This is a genomic window from Lentzea flava (assembly GCF_014648475.1).
Taxonomy (GTDB): Bacteria; Actinomycetota; Actinomycetes; order Mycobacteriales; family Pseudonocardiaceae; genus Lentzea; species Lentzea flava.
This window is the reverse complement of the sequence record NZ_BMRE01000048.1, coordinates 1-18030: the sequence shown is the minus strand read 5'-3', so window position 1 is coordinate 18030 and position 18030 is coordinate 1. Positions and strand designations below refer to the sequence as shown.

17 protein-coding genes are annotated in these 18030 nt (G+C 69.3%); 7 read left to right on the top strand and 10 right to left on the bottom strand.

The features are described 5' to 3' along the window. Nucleotides 1-32 precede the first annotated feature (32 nt). The 5 genes from IEZ09_RS36165 to IEZ09_RS36145 all read right to left on the bottom strand — a co-directional run bounded on the left by IEZ09_RS36165 (nt 33) and on the right by IEZ09_RS36145 (nt 5554). A complete protein-coding gene (locus IEZ09_RS36165) occupies nt 33-1178 on the bottom strand; it encodes a DegT/DnrJ/EryC1/StrS family aminotransferase (protein WP_229813276.1) in 1146 nt (381 codons plus the stop codon). Nucleotides 1179-1453: 275 nt separating this feature from the next. After that, nucleotides 1454-2443, bottom strand: a complete 990-nt coding sequence (locus IEZ09_RS36160; protein ID WP_189258327.1) for an NAD-dependent epimerase/dehydratase family protein — start codon at nt 2441-2443, stop codon at nt 1454-1456. Then, a complete protein-coding gene (locus IEZ09_RS36155; protein WP_189258326.1) occupies nt 2443-3480 on the bottom strand; it encodes a Gfo/Idh/MocA family protein in 1038 nt (345 codons plus the stop codon). The genes IEZ09_RS36160 and IEZ09_RS36155 overlap by 1 nt, the downstream gene beginning before the upstream one ends. Next, nucleotides 3480-4973, bottom strand: coding sequence for a sugar transferase (locus IEZ09_RS36150; protein WP_189258325.1), 1494 nt, complete (start codon nt 4971-4973; stop codon nt 3480-3482). The genes IEZ09_RS36155 and IEZ09_RS36150 overlap by 1 nt, the downstream gene beginning before the upstream one ends. A gap of 365 nt (nt 4974-5338) precedes the next feature. Beyond that, nucleotides 5339-5554 (bottom strand): RNA-binding S4 domain-containing protein, encoded by a 216-nt coding sequence (locus tag IEZ09_RS36145; RefSeq protein ID WP_189258324.1) that lies wholly within the window; start codon nt 5552-5554, stop codon nt 5339-5341. 90 nt (nt 5555-5644) lie between these two features. Between IEZ09_RS36145 and IEZ09_RS36140 the strand changes: the two genes are divergently transcribed. After that, nucleotides 5645-6337, top strand: coding sequence for a DUF2306 domain-containing protein (locus IEZ09_RS36140; RefSeq protein ID WP_189258323.1), 693 nt, complete (start codon nt 5645-5647; stop codon nt 6335-6337). 290 nt (nt 6338-6627) lie between these two features. Here IEZ09_RS36140 and IEZ09_RS36135 read toward each other — a convergent pair whose 3' ends face one another. From IEZ09_RS36135 to IEZ09_RS36120, 4 genes are read right to left on the bottom strand one after another with little or no spacing between them, the layout of a single operon-like run. After that, nucleotides 6628-7044, bottom strand: a complete 417-nt coding sequence (locus IEZ09_RS36135) for an SLATT domain-containing protein (RefSeq protein WP_189258322.1) — start codon at nt 7042-7044, stop codon at nt 6628-6630. Continuing rightward, entirely contained in the window at nt 7041-8243 is a 1203-nt protein-coding gene (locus tag IEZ09_RS36130; protein WP_189258321.1) for a TRP family putative cation channel, read from the bottom strand. Before IEZ09_RS36130 ends, IEZ09_RS36135 begins: the two co-directional genes overlap by 4 nt. A 43-nt stretch (nt 8244-8286) precedes the next feature. Continuing rightward, entirely contained in the window at nt 8287-8445 is a 159-nt protein-coding gene (locus tag IEZ09_RS36125; RefSeq protein WP_189258320.1) for a hypothetical protein, read from the bottom strand. Further along, nucleotides 8442-9161: an HAD family hydrolase gene (locus IEZ09_RS36120; protein ID WP_189258319.1), complete on the bottom strand. Its 720-nt coding sequence runs from the start codon at nt 9159-9161 to the stop codon at nt 8442-8444. Before IEZ09_RS36120 ends, IEZ09_RS36125 begins: the two co-directional genes overlap by 4 nt. 36 nt (nt 9162-9197) lie before the next feature. Between IEZ09_RS36120 and IEZ09_RS36115 the strand changes: the two genes are divergently transcribed. From IEZ09_RS36115 to IEZ09_RS36100, 4 genes are all read left to right on the top strand, one after another. Beyond that, nucleotides 9198-10583 (top strand): SDR family NAD(P)-dependent oxidoreductase, encoded by a 1386-nt coding sequence (locus IEZ09_RS36115; RefSeq protein WP_189258318.1) that lies wholly within the window; start codon nt 9198-9200, stop codon nt 10581-10583. A gap of 106 nt (nt 10584-10689) precedes the next feature. Beyond that, nucleotides 10690-11352 carry a non-homologous end joining protein Ku gene (ku, locus tag IEZ09_RS36110; protein ID WP_189258317.1) on the top strand — a complete coding sequence of 221 codons (663 nt, stop codon included), beginning with the start codon at nt 10690-10692 and terminating at the stop codon, nt 11350-11352. Nucleotides 11353-11444: 92 nt separating this feature from the next. Next, entirely contained in the window at nt 11445-14303 is a 2859-nt protein-coding gene (locus tag IEZ09_RS36105) for a bifunctional RecB family nuclease/DEAD/DEAH box helicase (RefSeq protein WP_189258316.1), read from the top strand. A 133-nt stretch (nt 14304-14436) separates the two neighbouring features. Then, a complete protein-coding gene (locus tag IEZ09_RS36100) occupies nt 14437-15036 on the top strand; it encodes an LPXTG cell wall anchor domain-containing protein (RefSeq protein WP_189258315.1) in 600 nt (199 codons plus the stop codon). A gap of 53 nt (nt 15037-15089) precedes the next feature. Here IEZ09_RS36100 and IEZ09_RS36095 read toward each other — a convergent pair whose 3' ends face one another. Further along, nucleotides 15090-15839: a PIG-L family deacetylase gene (locus IEZ09_RS36095; RefSeq protein ID WP_189258314.1), complete on the bottom strand. Its 750-nt coding sequence runs from the start codon at nt 15837-15839 to the stop codon at nt 15090-15092. 167 nt (nt 15840-16006) lie between these two features. Between IEZ09_RS36095 and IEZ09_RS36090 the strand changes: the two genes are divergently transcribed. Together IEZ09_RS36090 and IEZ09_RS36085 are read left to right on the top strand one after the other, a co-directional pair. Continuing rightward, nucleotides 16007-17176 carry a glycosyltransferase gene (locus IEZ09_RS36090; RefSeq protein WP_229813282.1) on the top strand — a complete coding sequence of 390 codons (1170 nt, stop codon included), beginning with the start codon at nt 16007-16009 and terminating at the stop codon, nt 17174-17176. A gap of 145 nt (nt 17177-17321) precedes the next feature. Further along, nucleotides 17322-18030: DUF222 domain-containing protein (locus tag IEZ09_RS36085; RefSeq protein WP_189258312.1), on the top strand; the 709-nt coding region annotated here is incomplete at its 3' end.

The window sequence follows — 18030 nt, the reverse complement described above, 5'->3', positions numbered from 1 at the left end:
AAATCTTCCGGTGCAACCTGAATCTTTATCTTTCAACCACGGACGGTCAGATGGGGTGTGTGAAGAGTTTCCGACAACGCTGACACGACGGTGTCCTGATCGTCGTTGGTCATGTCGTGGAACAGCGGGAGAATCAGCGTCCTGGCCGTGAAGGCCTCCGTCACCGGCAGCGGCGCGCCGGGGTGCCCCTCGTAGGCGGGTTCGAGGTGTGACGCCATGATTCCGCGCCGTGCCGACACTCCGCGTTCGGCAAGGCCCGCAAGGATTTCCTGACGGTCCGGCGCCTCGCCGGGCAGCCAGACCCAGAACGACTGGTAGTTCGTCGTCCCGTACTCGGGGTCGCGCACCGCCGTGACACCGGGAACACCGGCGAGCAGCTCGTGGTAGCGCGCGGCCAGCTCACGCCGGCGGGCGATGATCGCGTCCAGTTTGGACAGCTGCACCAGGCCGACGGCGGCCTGGATGTCGGTCATCCGGTAGTTGAACGCGGTCTCCAGGTACTGCTCGATGACCGCGGACCCGCCGTGGTGGCGGTCGGCAGCGGACACGCTCATCCCGTGCTCCCGCAACCGCTTGAGCCGAACGGCCCAGTCGGCGTCGTCCGTGGTGACCATGCCGCCCTCACCGGTGGTGAGGAGCTTGCGCGGGTGGAACGACCAGGCGGCCAGCACCGCGTTCGTGCCAACCGGCTTCCCCTGGTACGTCGAGCCGGCGGCGCACGCCGCGTCCTCGATCACCGGGATGCCGCGCGGCTCGCACAACGCCTTGAGGGCCTCGACGTCGGCGGGCACGCCGGCCTGGTGCACGACCATCACGGCACGCGTCCTGGCGGTGAGAACCGGTTCCACCGTGGCCGCGGTGAGGTTGCCGGTCGCGGCATCGACGTCGGCGAAGACGGGCGTCGCACCGGTGTAGCGCACCGCGTTGGCGGTCGCGATGAACGACAGCGACGGCACGACCACCTCATCGCCGGGCCCGACGCCGAGCAGGTGCACGGCGAGGTGCAGCCCGGTGGTGCACGACGACACGGCCACACCGTGCCGGGCGCCGACGGACGCGGCGAACGCCTCTTCGAACTCCCGGACCCTCGGGCCCTGCGCCACCCACCCGGACCGCACGGCCTCGGCGGCGGCGAGCGCTTCTTCTTCGCCGAGCAACGGCCGCATAACCGGAATCACTTGCTGTACCTCGATCTGTGGGGGTTGCGGCGCGGCGCCACGCCGACCTGGGGGTGTCAGCGGACGCCGCGCCGCGGCTTCTGGAGTGCGGCCGCGGTGCCCGCCGACCCCCGAAGAGCCAGCGGGCACCGCGGACGCAACTTCTGCGGCACGACCACGGAACACACCGACCCAGACGAGCCAGCGAGCACCGCGACCGCAACTACTGGAGTGCGGCCGCGGTGCCCGCCGACCCCCGAAGAGCCAGCGGGCACCGCGGACGCGGCCTTGCGGTGCTACGCGTTCTGCTTCTCGGCGCGCCACCACGCGACGAGGTCGCGCAGCCCGCCGTCCATCTCGATCTCGGGCTTCCACCCGAGGTCGGTGGCCGCGGCGCTGATGTCGGCGAGCCGGCGGGTCACGCCGTTCACCTTGCGCTCGGGGCCGTGCTCCAGCGGCAGGTCGGAGTCCATCGCGGCAAGCAACGCGAGGGCGAGCTCCTTGAGCGAGGTCTCCTTGCTGGACGCGATGTTGTACACCGTGTCGGTCACCGGGGCCTTGGCGGCGAGGATGTTCGCGCGGGCGATGTCGTGCACGTGCACGAAGTCCATCGTCTGCGCCCCGTCACCGAAGATCAGCGGGGACTTGCCGTCGGCGATGCGCTCCATCCACCGGATGAGCACCTCGGTGTACAGGCCGTGGACGTCCATCCGCGGGCCGTACACGTTGAAGTAGCGCAGCGCCACGTAGTCGAGGTCGTACATGGCCTTGAAGCTGCGCAGCATTCCCTCGTTGAACGCCTTCGCGGCGCCGTAGAAGGTGTCGTTGTTGTACGGGTGGTGCCGCTCGGTGGTCGGGAACTGCTCGGCGAGGCCGTACACCGACGCGGACGACGACGCGATGACCTTCTTCACGCCGGCGGCCGCGGCGGCCTCGATGACCGTGAACGTGCCGTCGACCAGGCACTCCAGCGCGAGGCGCGGTTCCTCCGCGCACTGGGTGATCCGGATGGCGGCGAGGTGGAAGACGAGGTCGATGCCCTCGGTCAGCTCGCGGACGAGCGCCTTGTCGTTGATGTCGCCCTCGACGATGCGCACGACACCGGACTCCAGCGCGGAGGCCAGGTTCTGCCGGCGGCCGCGCACGAAGTTGTCGAGCACGACGACCTCGGTCGCGCCCGCCTCGACGAGCTGGTCCACCACCGACGACCCGATCGTGCCCGCGCCACCGGTGACGAGGGCGCGCTGGCCGGTGATCGGCTGCGCCGGATCATTCTGGGCCGACATCAGGACACCTTGCTTTCCACTTGTTGAACGGGAACGAAAACTCCGCCGGAGCGCAGCGACTCCGACGCCGCCTCCAGCACGGCCAGCACGCGCAGACCCGCGCGGCCGTCGGTCAGGGGCGGGCGCTTTTCGGTGATGGAGGCGGCGAACTCCGCCATCATCGTGCGCAGCGCCTCGCGTTCCACCAGCGCCGGCGCCACCATGTCGCCGGTGCGGTAGGAGATCTTCTGCTGCTCCTCCGAACGGTCGACCCCGCGGTCGTAAATGGACAGTCGCTGCGCCGGGTTGTTGTCGTCCCAGACGACCGTGCGCTGCGAACCGCCGATGACCATCGTGCGGATCTTCGTCGGCGACAGCCAGTTGACGTGCACGTGCGTGATCGCCCCGTTGGACAGCCGCACCGTCAGGTGGCCGACGCACGCGACGCCCGCGCCGATCGGGTCGGAGCCGTGCGCGGCGACCTCCACCGGGGTGACGTCGTCGGGCAGGATCGCCTCGAAGATCGACAGGTCGTGCGGGGCGAGGTCCCACAGCACGTCCACGTCCGGCTGCACCAGGCCGAGGTTGATGCGCACCGAGTCGATGTACTGGATGTCGCCGATCTCGCCACCGCGGATGATCTTGCGCAGGTGCTGCACGGCCGAGGTGTAGGCGAACGTGTGGTCCAGCATCAGCGTGAGGCCGCGCTGTTCCGCGGTCTCCACGAGCTTGCGGCCGTCTTCGAAGTTCGCCGCGAGCGGCTTCTCGACCAGGACGTGCTTGCCGGCCTCCAGCGCCGCCATGGCGACGGGCAGGTGGGTGGCCGCGGGGGTCGCGATGGCGACCGCGTGCACCTCGGGGTCGGCGAGCACCTCGTCCAGCGACGCGGTGGCGCGGACCGTCGAGTACTCCCCCAGCACGCGCCGGGCCTTCTCCACGTCGAGGTCGCACAGGTAGCGCAGGCGCAGCGAGGGCGTGGCCTGGGCGTTGCGAACGAGGTTCGGCCCCCAGTACCCGGCCCCGATGACGGCGATGCCAATCACAGGAGTCTTCTCCATCAGTAGGCCCCCTGGCCGCCGAAGACGGCGCGGAAGGTCTTCCACAAGATCACGGCGTCGAGGGCGAGCGACCAGTCCTCGACGTAGCGCAGGTCGAGGCGCACCGACTCCTCCCACGAGAGATCGCTGCGTCCGCTCACCTGCCACAAACCAGTCAAACCGGGCTTCACGAGAAGGCGGCGCCGCACGTCCGAGGAGTACTTCGCGGTCTCCTCCGGCAACGGCGGGCGGGGGCCGACGAGCGACATGCTGCCCGAAAGGACGTTGAACAGCTGGGGCAGCTCGTCGATCGAGTAGCGGCGCAGGAACGAGCCGACCTTGGTGATGCGCGGGTCCTTCTTCATCTTGAACAGCAGGCCGTGGCCCTCGTTGGCGGCGGCGAGCCTGGCGCGCAACGCGTCGGCGTTGGTGACCATGGTGCGGAACTTGATGATCGTGAACGGCTGACCGCCCTTGCCGACCCGCTTCTGGCGGTAGAACACGGGACCGCGGCTGTCGATCATCACGAACGCGGCGACGGCGAACATCAGTGGCGCCAGCAGGATCAGGAGCAGGAAGGCACCCACGCGGTCGACGACTTCCTTGACGAGACGGCGGAAGCCGCTCAGAGCCGGTTCGCTCACCCGCAGCAGGGGCATGCCGAGCACGGCGCTCATGTGCAGACGGGGTCCCGCGACCTCCATCAGACCGGGCGAGACGACCATCTCGGCGCCGGAACCCTCGAGGGCCCAGGCGAGCTGCTGCAGGCGGCGCGGCGTCCAGTAGGCGTCGGGTGTCACGGCGACGATGCGGTAACCGCCGCGGCGGACGTGGTCGGCGAGCTCGCGCAGCTGGCCGACGACGGGCACGCCGTCGACCTCGGTGCCCGAGCGGCCGCGGCCGTCGATGGTGCAGATGGCGTCGACGCGCCAGCCCAGGTGGGCGACGCGCCTGGTGCGGTGGATGAGGTCCTCGACCGTGTCCAGGTTGCCGGCGGCGAGGACCGAGAGCAGGAAGCGACCTTCACTGCGGCCGCGGTGCAGCGGGCGGCGCAGGAGGTAGCGCATGGGGAACGCGACCAGGGCGATCGCGGGAACTACGACGAAGACCCACAGACGGGCGCCGGGGATGTCGACCGCGAGCGCTCCGAGACCGAGCGCCACGACGGCACCGAACAAACCCCGGCCGAGTCTTCGGAACTCCTCGGCCCCCTGACCGAGCACCGCGGGCGTCCACACGCGGTTGATCGCGAGCGAGCCCACGACGACGACCACGGTGAGCAGATCCAGCAGGACAAGGGAAAGCGGGCCGAACGCGGCGTGGCGCATGCTCATGATCGCACCGACGGCGACGACGACCAGGGCAACGGTCAGCACGTCGGCGGTGATCACGGCGTAGCGGTAGCGGCTCTCCCAGCGGGCAACTGGTGGGTGTGTCTGTCTGTGTTCGGACAGCGGATTGAGCGTGGAGTGCAACCCGTCGACGTCACGGGCAGCACGGACCTGCTCACTCATCGTTTCTGATCTCCCCGGCTCAGGCGATTCCGGACGTGCACGTACGCAGGTCACCCCGAGGACCTTGAATCGTCGAACTCCGGCAACGCCTCTTTCAGGCTCGGCGGCCGAAGCTCGCAACCGGTGATTCGCCCGTCCCGGCATCCGCGTTACAGGCTCAGGAAAAAAGTTTCTCCGCTGCCCGCAGACTGGACGTGACGCGCGTCTCACCGTCTGGAAACCGCAGTCCCGCAAGACGATTCCACGTGTCCACAAGGGACATAAAGGTTACGTATGACTGGCGGGAATCGTTCAGAAGAGGTCTTCAGACCCTGGTGAGATCGTCTGCGTTTGTGCATACGCTTACCGCCGAACGGAGCAATGTGTTACCGCCGAACGGAAATGCGCACTTCCTCACCCTCGACGACCACCACGTCGCCGTCGCGCAGCTGCGCACCGCGGCGCAGCTCCACAGAGCCGTTGACGTGGACTTCCCCGTCCTCGATCAGCTCCTTGGCGTGCACGCCGTCCTCGGCCAGCGCAGCCAGCTTGAGGAACTGCCCTAGCCTGATCGGCTCTTCGGAGATCTCCACCGTCCGCATGAGCGCCATCATCCCAGTAGGGCGCACCCCACCGCCTGCTCGGGGGCGCACACCAGCGCAATCGAGTGACGTCGTTGACAGCCTTGCGGCATGAAAACTTCTCGGGGGTATGTCGCCTGGTTGGCGGTGTCCGGAGCGGTCTGCGTCGCGATAACGATCTTCGCCGCGAGCGCGTACGTCACGCTGGACATGAGTCAGGCCAGGCCCGCACTGCACGGGCCGGTTCACTACGGCCTGCTGGTCGCACACGTCTTCACCGGAACAGTGGCGATCCTGACGGGTGTCTCGCAGTTCTGGCCGGGTCTGCGCGCCCGGCATCCGCGGGTGCACCGGGTGATGGGCCGCGTCTACTTCGGCGCGGTGCTTCCGTCGTCCCTGCTCGGCCTCGTGTGCGCCCAGCTGTCGCTCTACGGGCTGGCGACGTCGGGACCGCTGACGGTGCTGTCGGCGCTGTGGTTCGTCAGCGCCGTGCAGGGGCTGCGGACCGCACGGCAGCGCAGGTTCGGCGAACACCGCATCTGGATGATCCGCGGTTTCGCCCTCACCGGCGCCGCCGTGACCGGCCGGTTGTGGGGCCTTGCTCTCGGCGCCCTGGTGTCCCCGGCCGACGAAGCCGCGGGACTGCTGGTCTTCGCCACCGCGAACTGGCTGTCGTTCGTGGTGAACCTGCTGGTGGCCGAGTGGTGGATCCAGTCGCGGGGCTACGCCCGGACCTTGCCGTCCGCAGCGGTGAGTCCCAGCATTTCGAGCAGGTCAGCGCAGTCGAGCGCGTCCGTGGCGTGACAGGCCACGGTCCGTGCCGCCTTGCTGTTCTGAATCGTGCTGTGCTCCTTTTCCAGAGCCTTGGCCTCGGCGAAGGTGCCGGTTTCCGGCTCGGCGATCGCGGGACGCGCCCAAGTCATGTCGTGCCTGCTTCCGCATCGGGGGATGAGGTCATCATGACAACGGGTTGCCGGAAACACCAGATCTAGTGCTTTCCGTAATCGACCACCCACAGCGCGTTAACCGGTCCGGCAAAGCCAGAAAGCGTTTTCCCGGCAGCAATCTTGATCGATTGTTGCCAGGAATTCGCGTCACCGGCCGTACCGCAGCACCGACTCCACTTCGGTCACAAATGCGACGAGCCTTTCGTCGTCCACGTCGTCGGGCGTGGGACCGTCCACCGCGAGACGTTGCAGCGCAACGGAAGTGGTGGCGTTCTCCCGCGCCAGGCGGCGGAATCCGAACGTGGCCTCGTAGAGCGACACCGCGGTGGCCAGTGCGGCCAGCGTCGTGGCGGCGAAGCCCCACAACGCCCTGCGCGGCCCGTCCGCCATCCCCACGGCTGCCGCGGCGGCCGCGGCGATGAAGAGGGCGGCCGAGATCGCGACCGTCCACGTGCGAGCGCTGGAGTACCGCTTGCGGCCGCGTTCGAAGTGGTCCAGGCGGTCCTGGAAGCGGTGGCGCAGGTACGCCTCGACGAACTGCGCCTGCCTCTGCTTGTCGCTCACGTCCTGACCACCTCGTGCTTGCGGTCGCTGACCGCGGCTTCCAGATCGGCCACCTTGTCCTGCCGCTCCTCCTCCGTGGCGGGCGCCGGGGCGGCGAGGTGGGCGAAGTACAGGGCCCGCAACCGTTCCGCGCGAGATCGCGCGGTGAGGTACTTGTCGAGCGACTCCCGCTTGCGCGCCACGATCGTGATGGCCGCCGCGAACGCACCGCCGGCCACGACGAGGACTCCTGGCCACGGCGTGTCCTTGAGCCACGTCTGCAGCGCGCCGAACACCGTTGTGGTCAGCCCGCCGCCGATCGCCAGCACCGCCATCAGCCGGTAGCGGTTCTGCTCGACGTCGGCCTGCGCGTCGAGCTCGTGGAACGCCGGGGCGACAACGGCGTTGGCGTCGTGGATGGCGTCCGCCAGCGCCGGGTACGCGACGACGAAACCGGGGTCGATCAGCGGCCGCGGTTCCGGCGCCCGGTAGCGGACCTTGGGCCAGATCCTCGGCGGCTTGACGGGCTTCTCCTTGCCCAGCAACCGTTCCAGCGCGGTGACGACCTTGCCCGCGCCCTCGTCGACGTGGACGATGAAGATCTTCCCGCTGCGCACGAGCACCGCGAGATCGCCCGTGAGGTCACCGGTCGCGATGCGGTCCGCGAGGCCACCCGTCCCCGCGAGCACCAGGAGCGGGTTGTCGCCGCTGAGGTGGTCGACGACCTCCTTCTCGTTCTCGCCTCCGACGACGAGAGCGATCACCGGCTTGCGGTGCCGGACGGCGTCGATCGTGCGGAACAGCACGGGTGTCGCGTCCGTCCACTCCGAACCGGGCACGATGACCGCGACGCTGTGGTTGGGTTCCAGCGCGACCTGACCGTTGGTGGAGGTTTCGGTGAGGTCGTGCACCTTGCTGCTGGGCGCGACACCGACGACGACGGGCCAACGCTGCTCGCACGCCTGCAAAGCCATGCCCAGCAAGTGGACAACGCCTCTGTCGGTTCCTTCGGTGACGAACACCGCGCCGTTGCGGGCCGCGGTCACCACGACGGATCTGAGCACCGGTAACAACTTCGCGGCGAGATCCGTCTCGATGTCTTGGGTGGAGCCGAAGACCGAGATCACCGCCCGCCCTCTGGGCAAACCGAGGGCCTTGGGTTTGATGTCGGCGTCCGGCTGGGACAGCCGTTTGACTGTCGGGCCGCCTGCTGTGGGCATGCCGCGCACGATAACGCTGTGACGGATGCCAGACCAGACCCGTTCAGCCCCGGTCCTCGTCGTCCAGCGGAACTTCCTGCAGCTGCTCGTAGGCGTCCGCCTCGTTCGCCTCCAGCGGCGCGTCCGGCGTCTCAGGTGGCTCCTGCGGCACGACTTCCTGCTGCTGCTCCTGCACGTCCGCGTCGGGTGCTTCGGGGTTCATGCCGTGCGGTTTCCCTGCGCGGCGGTCCTCCACACCTGCCTGATCAGTTCTTCGAGGTCGCTGAGGTCGTCCAGGACCGCCCTCGCGCCGGCCGCGCGGAGGTCCTCGGCGCTGCTGCGTCCGGTGGCGACGGCCACAAGGCGCACACCGGAGGTCACCGCGGCGTGCACGTCGTGCGGGGTGTCGCCGATGAGCACCACCTCGTCATCCGTGAAAGGCCGGATGTGCCGTGCGCGTGCACGGGCGAACGTCACCAGCTCCGCGCGGTCGGCGTGGTCGTCCCCGAACGCGCTCACGTCCCAGTCGACGAGATGCGCGAGGCCGAACTCCTCCAGCTTGATCCGCGCGACGCTGGGCAGGTTCGCGGTCAGCACGCCCTGGTGCACGCGCGGGTCGTTCGCGAAGTGCTCCAGCGCCCGCAGCGCGCCCGGCAGCACCTCGCCGTGGCCGGGGAGTTCGGCCCTGCGGCCCTCGAACGAGTTGGCGAGCGCGTTGGCCAGCAGCTGCGCGGCCTCCTCCGTGTGCTCGATCCCGTGCTGCCCGAGCAGCTCGGCGATGATGTCCAGCTCGGTGCGTCCGCCGAGGTCGACAGGACCGTTCAGCTCCCTGCCGAACGCCGCGCGGAACGCCTCGCGGTACATCAGCCCGCCGAAGCCGCGGGCCGAGATCAGCGTGTTGTCGATGTCCCACAGCACCAGCAGTTCGGGCCCGGTCATCGGACCACCACCCCTCCACCCGTAAAATGCCTGCTCATGACCTCGATCGACCCCGCAGAGCTGGAAGTCTGCCTGCGCGTGCTTGCCCAGGTCGAGGACCTGCCAGCGGAGCACGAGGACGCGGTGCGCGTCCGCCGGGCCACCGCGAAGATCTTCAAGGCCGCGAAGAAGTTCCGGAAGGCCGAGCGCAAGGCCGCCATCACGGCCAACGACAGGGCCGTCACGGCGCTGACCGCCACCGGGTCGCCGGACCGCATCGACGACGAGACGCAGGGCCTGCCGCTCGTGTCGAACGCCCAGGGCGCCACGGCGGGCACGCTGATGCGGGCGCGCTCCTGCTACACGTGCCGGCAGCGGTTCGTCGAGGTCGACGCCTTCTACCACAACCTCTGCCCGTCCTGCGCCGCGTTCAACCACAGCAAGCGGGACGCGCGCACGGACCTGACCGGCCGCAACGCGCTGCTGACCGGGGGCCGCGCGAAGATCGGCATGTACATCGCGCTGCGCCTCCTGCGTGACGGCGCGCACACCACGATCACCACCCGGTTCCCCAAGGACGCCGCCCGCCGGTTCGCCTCGATGCCCGACGCGGCCGACTGGATCGACCGGCTCAAGATCGTGGGCATCGACCTGCGCGACCCGGCCCAGGTGCTGGCGCTGGCCGACGAGGTGGCCGCGCACGGCCCGTTGGACGTCCTGATCAACAACGCCGCGCAGACCGTGCGCCGCTCCTCCGGTGCCTACGCGCCGCTCGCCGCCGCCGAGCACGAGGCGCTGACCGGGGACGCCCGCAGGCCCGAGCTGATCTCGTTCGGCGGCCACGGCCAGCTCGCCCTGCCCGGCACCGCGGTGCCAGAGGCGCACTCGGTGACGACGCTGGCGCTGATGGCGGGCTCGAAGGACATCGACGCGGGCGGCCTGGTGCCGGACACCGCCGCGACCAACTCGTGGGTGCAGAACGTCGACGAGGTCGACCCGGTGGAGCTGCTGGAAGTGCAGCTGTGCAACTCGACCGCGCCGTTCCTGCTCATCTCGCGGCTGCGCCCGGCGATGGCGAAGTCCGCGTTCCGGCGCAAGTACGTGGTGAACGTGTCCGCGATGGAGGGTCAGTTCTCCCGCGCCTACAAGGGTTCCGGACACCCGCACACGAACATGGCGAAGGCGGCGCTGAACATGTTGACGCGCACCAGCGCCGAGGAGATGCTGGCCACCGACGGCATTCTGATGACCGCGGTCGACACCGGCTGGATCACCGACGAGCGCCCGCACCCGTTGAAGATGCGGCTCGCCGACGAGGGCTTCCACGCTCCGCTGGACCTGGTGGACGGGGCCGCGCGCGTGTACGACCCGATCGTGCGCGGCGAGGCTGGCGAGGACCTGTACGGGTGCTTCCTGAAGGACTACGCACCGGCGCCCTGGTAGGGAATGTCCCGCCGCACGTGTCCGAGGTACCGGTCGGACGCATCCGAACGAGTCCTTTCGTCACGCAGAGCGACTATTCGACCACGTGTTCGAGTACCCATTTGTCATGAGAACTGTGTGGCGGGGAGCACTTCGGTTCGGCATGACGACGATGACGGTGCGGCTGGTGGCCGCGTCGACGGAACACCGCGGCAGGGTGCACCTGGTGCACCGCGAGGACAGCGGCCGCGTCCGGCATCAGCAGGTGTGCGGCGAGTGCTCGCTGCGCCTGACCCCGGACGACATCGGCCGCGGCTACGAGCTGGAGGACGGCCGGATCGTGCAGATCGACCCGCGCGACCTGCCGGCCCCCGAGGACGGCGTCATCGACGTCCAGCAGTTCGCGCCGCAGACCGACCTCGACCCGATCGCGTTGCACCGCAGCTACTACGTCGAACCGGACGACCTCTCGGTCCGCTCGTACGTGCTGCTGCGCGAGACCCTGGAACGCACCAAGACCGCGGCGATCGTGAAGTTCGGGTTGCGCGGCAAGGAAACCCTCGCCGCTCTGCGCCCCCAGCACGGCGTGATCGTCCTGCACACGCTGCTGTGGCCCGACGAGGTCCGCGAACCGCACTTCCCGTTCCTGCACCGCGACACCGAGGTGCGCACCGGCGAACTGGCCGCGGCGGCGGCGCTGGTGCGGGCGCAGACCAGGCCGTTCCGGCCGCACGACTACCCGAACACCCACGCCGAGGCCCTGCTGAAGCTGGTCGAGGCGAACGTGTAGCTCCTGGCGGCGCGGGCGGACGACCCGCGTGACGGGGATGAACGCGGGTCGTTCGCCCGTGCCGCCGGGGGTGCTGGCTAGCATCACTTCCCATGCTCGCCAGCCCGTCCGACCTCGTCGACCTGCTCGAGTGCGAGCACCGCAGCTACCTGGGCCGCGGCGATCGGCAGGGTGATCCGGCCGAGCTGCGCGTCCTGGCCGCCCGCACCGCCGACGAGATGCGCGCGGGTGTGGACGTCATCGAGAACGCCGTCTTCTTCGACGGCGTTTTCCACTGCTCGGCAACGTTGATCCGCACGCCCACCGGCTACGAGCCGTCCGCGGAGGAGGCCACTCCGCTGGCCGTGCTGAGCCTCACCGCGGCCGCTCAGGCGGTCGGTGCCGAGCGGGCGCACCTGCTGGTCGACGGCAGGCGCACCTCGTTCCGGATCGCCGACTTCGCTCCCCTGCTGAGCCGCCTCAAGGCGCGGCTCGCGAACCCAGGACCAGCGCCGAAGCGGTCGTGGGGCGACGTCAGGGCGGCGTGCACCGGCTGCCGCTTCGCCCGGCACTGCGCCACCGGCCGCGAAGAGGCCCGTGACCTGTCGCTCGTCGCCGGGCTGCGCGCCGACCAGCGGCGGAAGCTGGTGTCCGCCGGCATCGACACCATCGACGCGCTCGCGGCCACCGAGGAACGGCCAGCCACGCTGTCGCCCGCGAGCTTCACCGCGCTGACCGCGCAGGCCCGGTTGCAGGTGCAGCAGGAACGCACCGGCGTCACGACCTACGAGGTCGTCGCCCCGGAGGCGTTGCAGCACCTGCCGGAACCGGCCGAGGACGACGTCTTCCTGGAGGTCGACGGCGACACGTTCCGCACGCCCGGCTGGGAGGGCACGTTCGCGGAGTTCGTCGACCGCACGCCCACGGGCACCGTGTACCACTTCACGCCGCACGACCTCGCCGGGCGGGCGGCGCGCACCGCGACGAGGGAGTCCGAAGTGGACGAACTCGTGCGGCGCTGCGTCGACCTGGGCGCGCTCACCCGCCGGGTGCTGCGGGTGTCCACTCGGGAGTACACGCTGCAGGCCCTGAAACCGTTGCTGCACGACGACGTTCCCACCAGGGGTGTGCGGGATCTGCTGGAGAAGATCAAGCGCGAGCACGGGATCGAGACGGCGGTCCGGGAGGAGCGCGACGAGGCCGCGTTGGAGAAGGCCGCGGAACGAGCGCGGCGGATGGCCGCCCTGACCGAGCCGCTGATCGCCGAGGGGCACACGTTGTTCGCGGCGACGGTCGGCTACCACCGGCGGGAGGCGAGCCCCGCGTGGGGTGACTTCTTCCGGCAGGCGAGCGCGCCGATCTCCGATCTGGAGACCGACTCCAACTGCGCGGTGCCGATCACGCTCAAGGCCGAGGACTGGGTGCCACCGAGCGGACGGGTCCGCACGCACAAGCGCCAGGTGCACGCGCGGATCGACCCGGAGCGGCCGCACCCGTTCGGCAAGGACGAGCAGGTCAGGCTGCTCTACCCCGGCAACGTCACGCGCAACGCCGTCGTGGCGGACGACAACCCGTACGAGCTGGTGCTCACCGAAAGCACCTCGCAGGAGCACTCCGAACTGCCGATCGCGGTGCTGCCCGGCAGCCCGGTTCCGGCGGCGCCGAAGGACGAGGCGGTCGCGGAGCTCGCCGAACAGGCCGTGCACCTGCTGCCGCTGCTGCCCCGCAACCCCGGCATCGACCTGCTGCTGCGCACCCCGCCCGCACAGCCGCTGCCGCAGCACCCGGACGTCGTGCAGGCCGTGATCAAGGCCGTCGACCAGCTCGACGGCGGCACGCTCGCGGTGCAGGGGCCGCCCGGCGCCGGCAAGACCTACCTCGCGACCAAGCTCGTGAAGCACCTGATCGACCAGGGCAAGACCGTCGCGGTGACGTCCACGTCGCACAAGGCCGTGGAGAACGTGCTGTCCAGCGTCGACCCCGGCATCCCGATGGCCAAGCGCCCCAAGGGAAAGCCGGAGGAGGACTGCCCCTGGGACCAGCCGAAGGACAACGGCGCGCTGGCCCGCTGGCGGGAGGAGCACCCCCAGGGGCACCTCGTCGGCGGCACCGCGTGGACGTTCACCAACGCCGTGATCAAGGCCCAGCCGTTCGACGTGATGATCATCGACGAGGCCGGCCAGTTCGCCCTCGCCGACGCCGTGGCGGTGGCCACCGCCGCCAGGAACCTCGTGCTGCTGGGAGATCCGCAGCAGCTGCCGCAGGTCGTGCAGGGCGTGCACCCACCGGGATCGGACGCGTCGGCGCTCGGGCACCTGCTCGGCGACGCGGACGTCATCCCCGGCCATCTGGGCTACTTCCTGGCCGAGACGCGCCGCATGCACCCGGCGGTGTGCAAGCCGGTGTCGGAGCTGTCGTACGCGGGACTGCTCCATTCGCACGAAACCGCTCACAACCGTTCGATCGAGGGCATCGAGCCCGGCATCTACCTGCGTGAGGTCGATCACCGGCACAACATCACGTCGTCGACCGAAGAGGCAGACGCCGTGGTGGACACGGTGCGCCGAATCGTCGGTCGTACGTGGACGGACAACGGCAAAACGCGCGAACTGACCGATGCGGACATTCTCGTGGTCGCGCCCTACAACCTGCAGGTCAGGGTGATCCGCCGACGGCTCGCCGATGCGGGGTTCGACGAAACGCGAGTGGGCACAGTGGACCGCTTCCAGGGGCAGGAGGCGCCCGCGGTCATCATGTCCATGACGTCGTCGTCCACCGTGGACCTGCCGCGTGGCCTGGACTTTCTTTTGTCACGTAACAGATTGAACGTGGCACTCTCCCGTGCCCAGGTGCTCGCGGTGATGATCTGCTCGCCGCGGCTGCTGGACGCCGACGTGCGCGGAGTGGACCAGATGCGACTGGTCGCCGGGATGCTCGGCCTCCTCGAACGGGTGACGAAATTCCCTGATTGACGATTCAAGTGTTGCCGGACAGTGACCTTTCGACCGCTCAGTGTTGCTAGCGTGGCGCGGTTCACCCGGTCGGGTGATCAAGAAACCTGATGTGCTCGATCCGCCACGCACCAACTAGAGCAGGAGAAATCCGTTGGCAAGTAGAGTTCTCGGCGCGTTCGCGGTGACCGCCACCGCGACTCTGGCCTCCCTGGCCCTGGCCACCCCGGCCAGTGCCCACACCCCGAAGGTGGAGGCCTACTGCGACCAGAACGCCAAAGTGACCGTGCTGAAGGTGAAGCTCACCCAGTACGCGCCCGGTGACAAGAACACCGTGATCGTCAAGGACGGCACCACCGTCCTCGAGCCGACCAGGAACTTCGGCGACAGCTGGTCGAAGACGTGGGACAAGCTCGACGCCTCCGTCGACCACAACTTCGTCGTCGAGGTGAAGGCGTCCGACACCACGCCGAAGAAGAGCTACGACTTCAACTGGGAGAAGCTGGTCAAGTCGTGCGTCCAGGCGCCGCCGACGCAGTCGACGCCGCCGTCGGAGACCACGACCACGACCACCACCACGACGACGGAGGCGCCCTCGTCCTCCGTGACGCCGCCGGCTCCCGGTGGCAGCACGCCGGAACCGCCGCTCGCGGCGACCGGCGCGTCCCCGCTGTGGCTGCTGCTCTCGGGCCTGGGTCTCGTCGGCGCCGGTGCCGGCACCCTGCTGTTCCTGCGCCGCCGCCGCAGCGCCTGAACCAGCTGAGCAACACGGAACCGGGGGCGGCCCTGCGGACCGCCCCCGCGCTCCTAGAGGTCCAGAGCGGTTTCCGGTCCGTGGCCTTCGCGGATGAACCACTCGGTGCCGAAGACGTGGGCGAACGTCTCGTCGTCCAGCGCCAGGAAGAACGACTGCTCGGGGATCTGCGAGGCGTGCGCGCGCATCGCGGCCCGCTTCACGTCCAGGTACTTGCTGACGTCGACACCCACGTTGAGCTCCGACTCCGGCACGGCGTCCTCGCCCAGCGGCGGCGGTTCCGCCTCTCCCGCCCGCCGCATCGCCTCGCGGAACTCCGACTCCTTCACCATCGCCTGGTAGACCGCGGGCGTACCGGCGATCTCCGCGGCGCGCTGGCCCACGCGGTGCACCTGGATGTGGTCGGGGTGGCCGTAACCGCCGAAGCTGTCGTAGATCGTGAGCGCCTTCGCGTCCTCTTCCTCCAGGATCGCGGCCAGTTTGCGCGCGGCCTCCTCGACGTCGGCCGTCCAGAACGATCCCGGCCGGTCGTTGCGCTCGTCCCCCATCATCCCGGAGTCCAGGTAGCCCAGGAACTCCACCCGCGCCACCCCCAGCAGGTCGGCCGCCGCGTACGTCTCGTCCACCCGCCGCTGCCACAGCTCCTCACCCGGTTCCAGGAAGTCCGGTACCTCACCGGCCTCCCCGCGGGTGGCGACGACGAGCACAACCCGATGCCCCTCCTCGAACGCCTTCCGCATCACACCACCCGTGACGATGCACTCGTCGTCGGGATGAGCGTGGAACGTCACCAGTGTCGCCATGTCCGCGACGTTACCCGTGAGTGGAACTCCCCCATTCCACCGCGCCCGCAACGCTCCCTACTGTGGGGAACCAGGACCCTTGGCGGCAGGGGAGGTTCGTCGTGCGCGTGTTGTGCACAGTCGCGTTCTCGGCTGCCCACGCGCGCGCCATGCTCCCCCTCGTGACGATGCTCACCGAACTGGGCCACGAAGTACTGGTAGCGGGCCCGGTCTCAGTCCTGCGCGGCTTCGCCCAGGAACCGGTGCGCTGCGCCGGCGTGCTGCCCGAGGTGTGCGACCAGCTCGCCGACCTGCTGCAGGGCGAGGTGCTCACGCTCCCCCCGGACTACGACCCGTTCGCCGACGAGATGATCGTCGAGTTCGCGGCGGGCCCGCACATCACCGCGGCAGTGCGAGCCCTGCTGCCCGTGGCCGCCGACTTCCGGCCACACCTGGTGCTGCGCGCGGGCATCGAGTTCGCGGGAATGCTTGTGGCAGAACGGCTAGGCGTACCGCACGTGGCCGCACCCACCGGTGTCGGCCAGTACATGGACCGCCTGACGCTGCTGTGCGCGTTGAACGAACGACGTGCGGAACTTCGTCTGCCGCTGCACGAATCGCTCGACTCAGCACATCGGTACGGGCGGCTGGACGCTCTCCCTCCGGCGTATTCCTTTGCGCGCCAACCCATGCCCGCCGCGTTCGCCTATCAGCAACCCTCACACCACAGCGCCGGGGAGCGCTTGCCGCAGTGGCTCGCCGATCTCGATCCCGCGCGCCCGCTCGTGGTTGCGTCGACCAGCACGTCCGGCGGGGTGTTCGCTTCCGAGTCGGCGTTGCGGCTCTTCGACTTCGACGCGATCCCGGATGCTGTGCTGCGGCACTCACCGCTGGCGCATCTGGAAGTTCTGATCGCCGGTCTGTCTGATGTGGACTGCGAGGCGGTGGTGCTCACCGGCGGGCTGCCGGTTGAGGTGTCCGCCGCGCCGCACGTGCATCTGGTCGAAGCTGTGCCGCAGGCGTTGTTGTTGCAGGCTGCGGATTTGCTGGTGTCGCACGGCGGGTACAACTCGATTCGTGAGGCCATGCGGGCCGGGGTGCCCGTTGCGGTGCTGCCTGTGATGCACGATCAGATGCACAACGCGCATCGGGTTAGTGAGCTGGGGCTCGGGGTTCGGGTGCAGGGATTTTCGCCGGGTGCGGTTGCTGCGGCCTGCCGGCGGGGGCTGGGGAGCGGGGAGATTAGGGGTGGGGTGCGGAGGGCTCAGCGGGAGGTGCTCGGGTTGCCGTCCGTCCGGGCCGTGGCTGGGTATTTGGAGCGGATCGTGCAGCGGAACAGGCGGCTGGTGAGCATGTGAGTGGGATTACCGAGCTTTGGTTGCGTCATCGCCGTTTCGCGACAATTGCGATTGGGGCTTGACTTCGGGGGGTCGGGTTCGATTCACTCGATGGTGTTCATTTTCGACCGTAATATTCTCGTGATCTTGCGGTAGAGTCGAACACGTGAGCGACCCCAGGCTTCCACTCCTCTCCACTGACGAGCTGCTGCGCAGCATCGTCGGCAAGGTGACGGAAATCCGGGCGCGCGAATATGCGGTGATGCAGGACATCGCCGAGTTGAATCGGCGCGGAGCCGCCGCGGAGCTGGGGTACAAAACTCTGCCGCAGGTGTTGCGGCACGCCCTCCGCTGGGATCCGACGACCGCCCGGCGCTGGGTCGAGCAGGCCGTCCTGCTCAGCAGTGAGATCACCCCGACCGGCAGCGAACTCGCCCCGGCCCTTCCAGTGACCGCCGCGGCCGCGGCCGAGGGCGCGCTGTCGCTCGACCACGTCGCCGCGGTCGCCGAGGCGATGAAGCACCTGCCCGCCGAGGTCGAGAACCTGGTCGTGGACTGCGCCCGCGACCACGAGCCCGCCGCGGTGCGCACGTTCGGCAAAGACCTGGCCTACGGCCTCTACCAGAACGACCCCGAACCCCGTGACCCCGAACCCGCGCCCGATGGCAACCGGCTGACGCTGCGGCAGAACAAGGCCGGGGACTGGAAGCTCGCGGCGACCCTGGACGCGGTCACCGGCGCGACGCTGGTGACGCTGCTGGACCCGCTGGCCAAGCCCCGGCCGACCACCGCCGAGGGCCCGGACCCGCGCTCGCGCGACGAGCGCCAGGGCGACGCCCTGGCCGAACTGATCGACCTGATGCTGCGCGCCGATC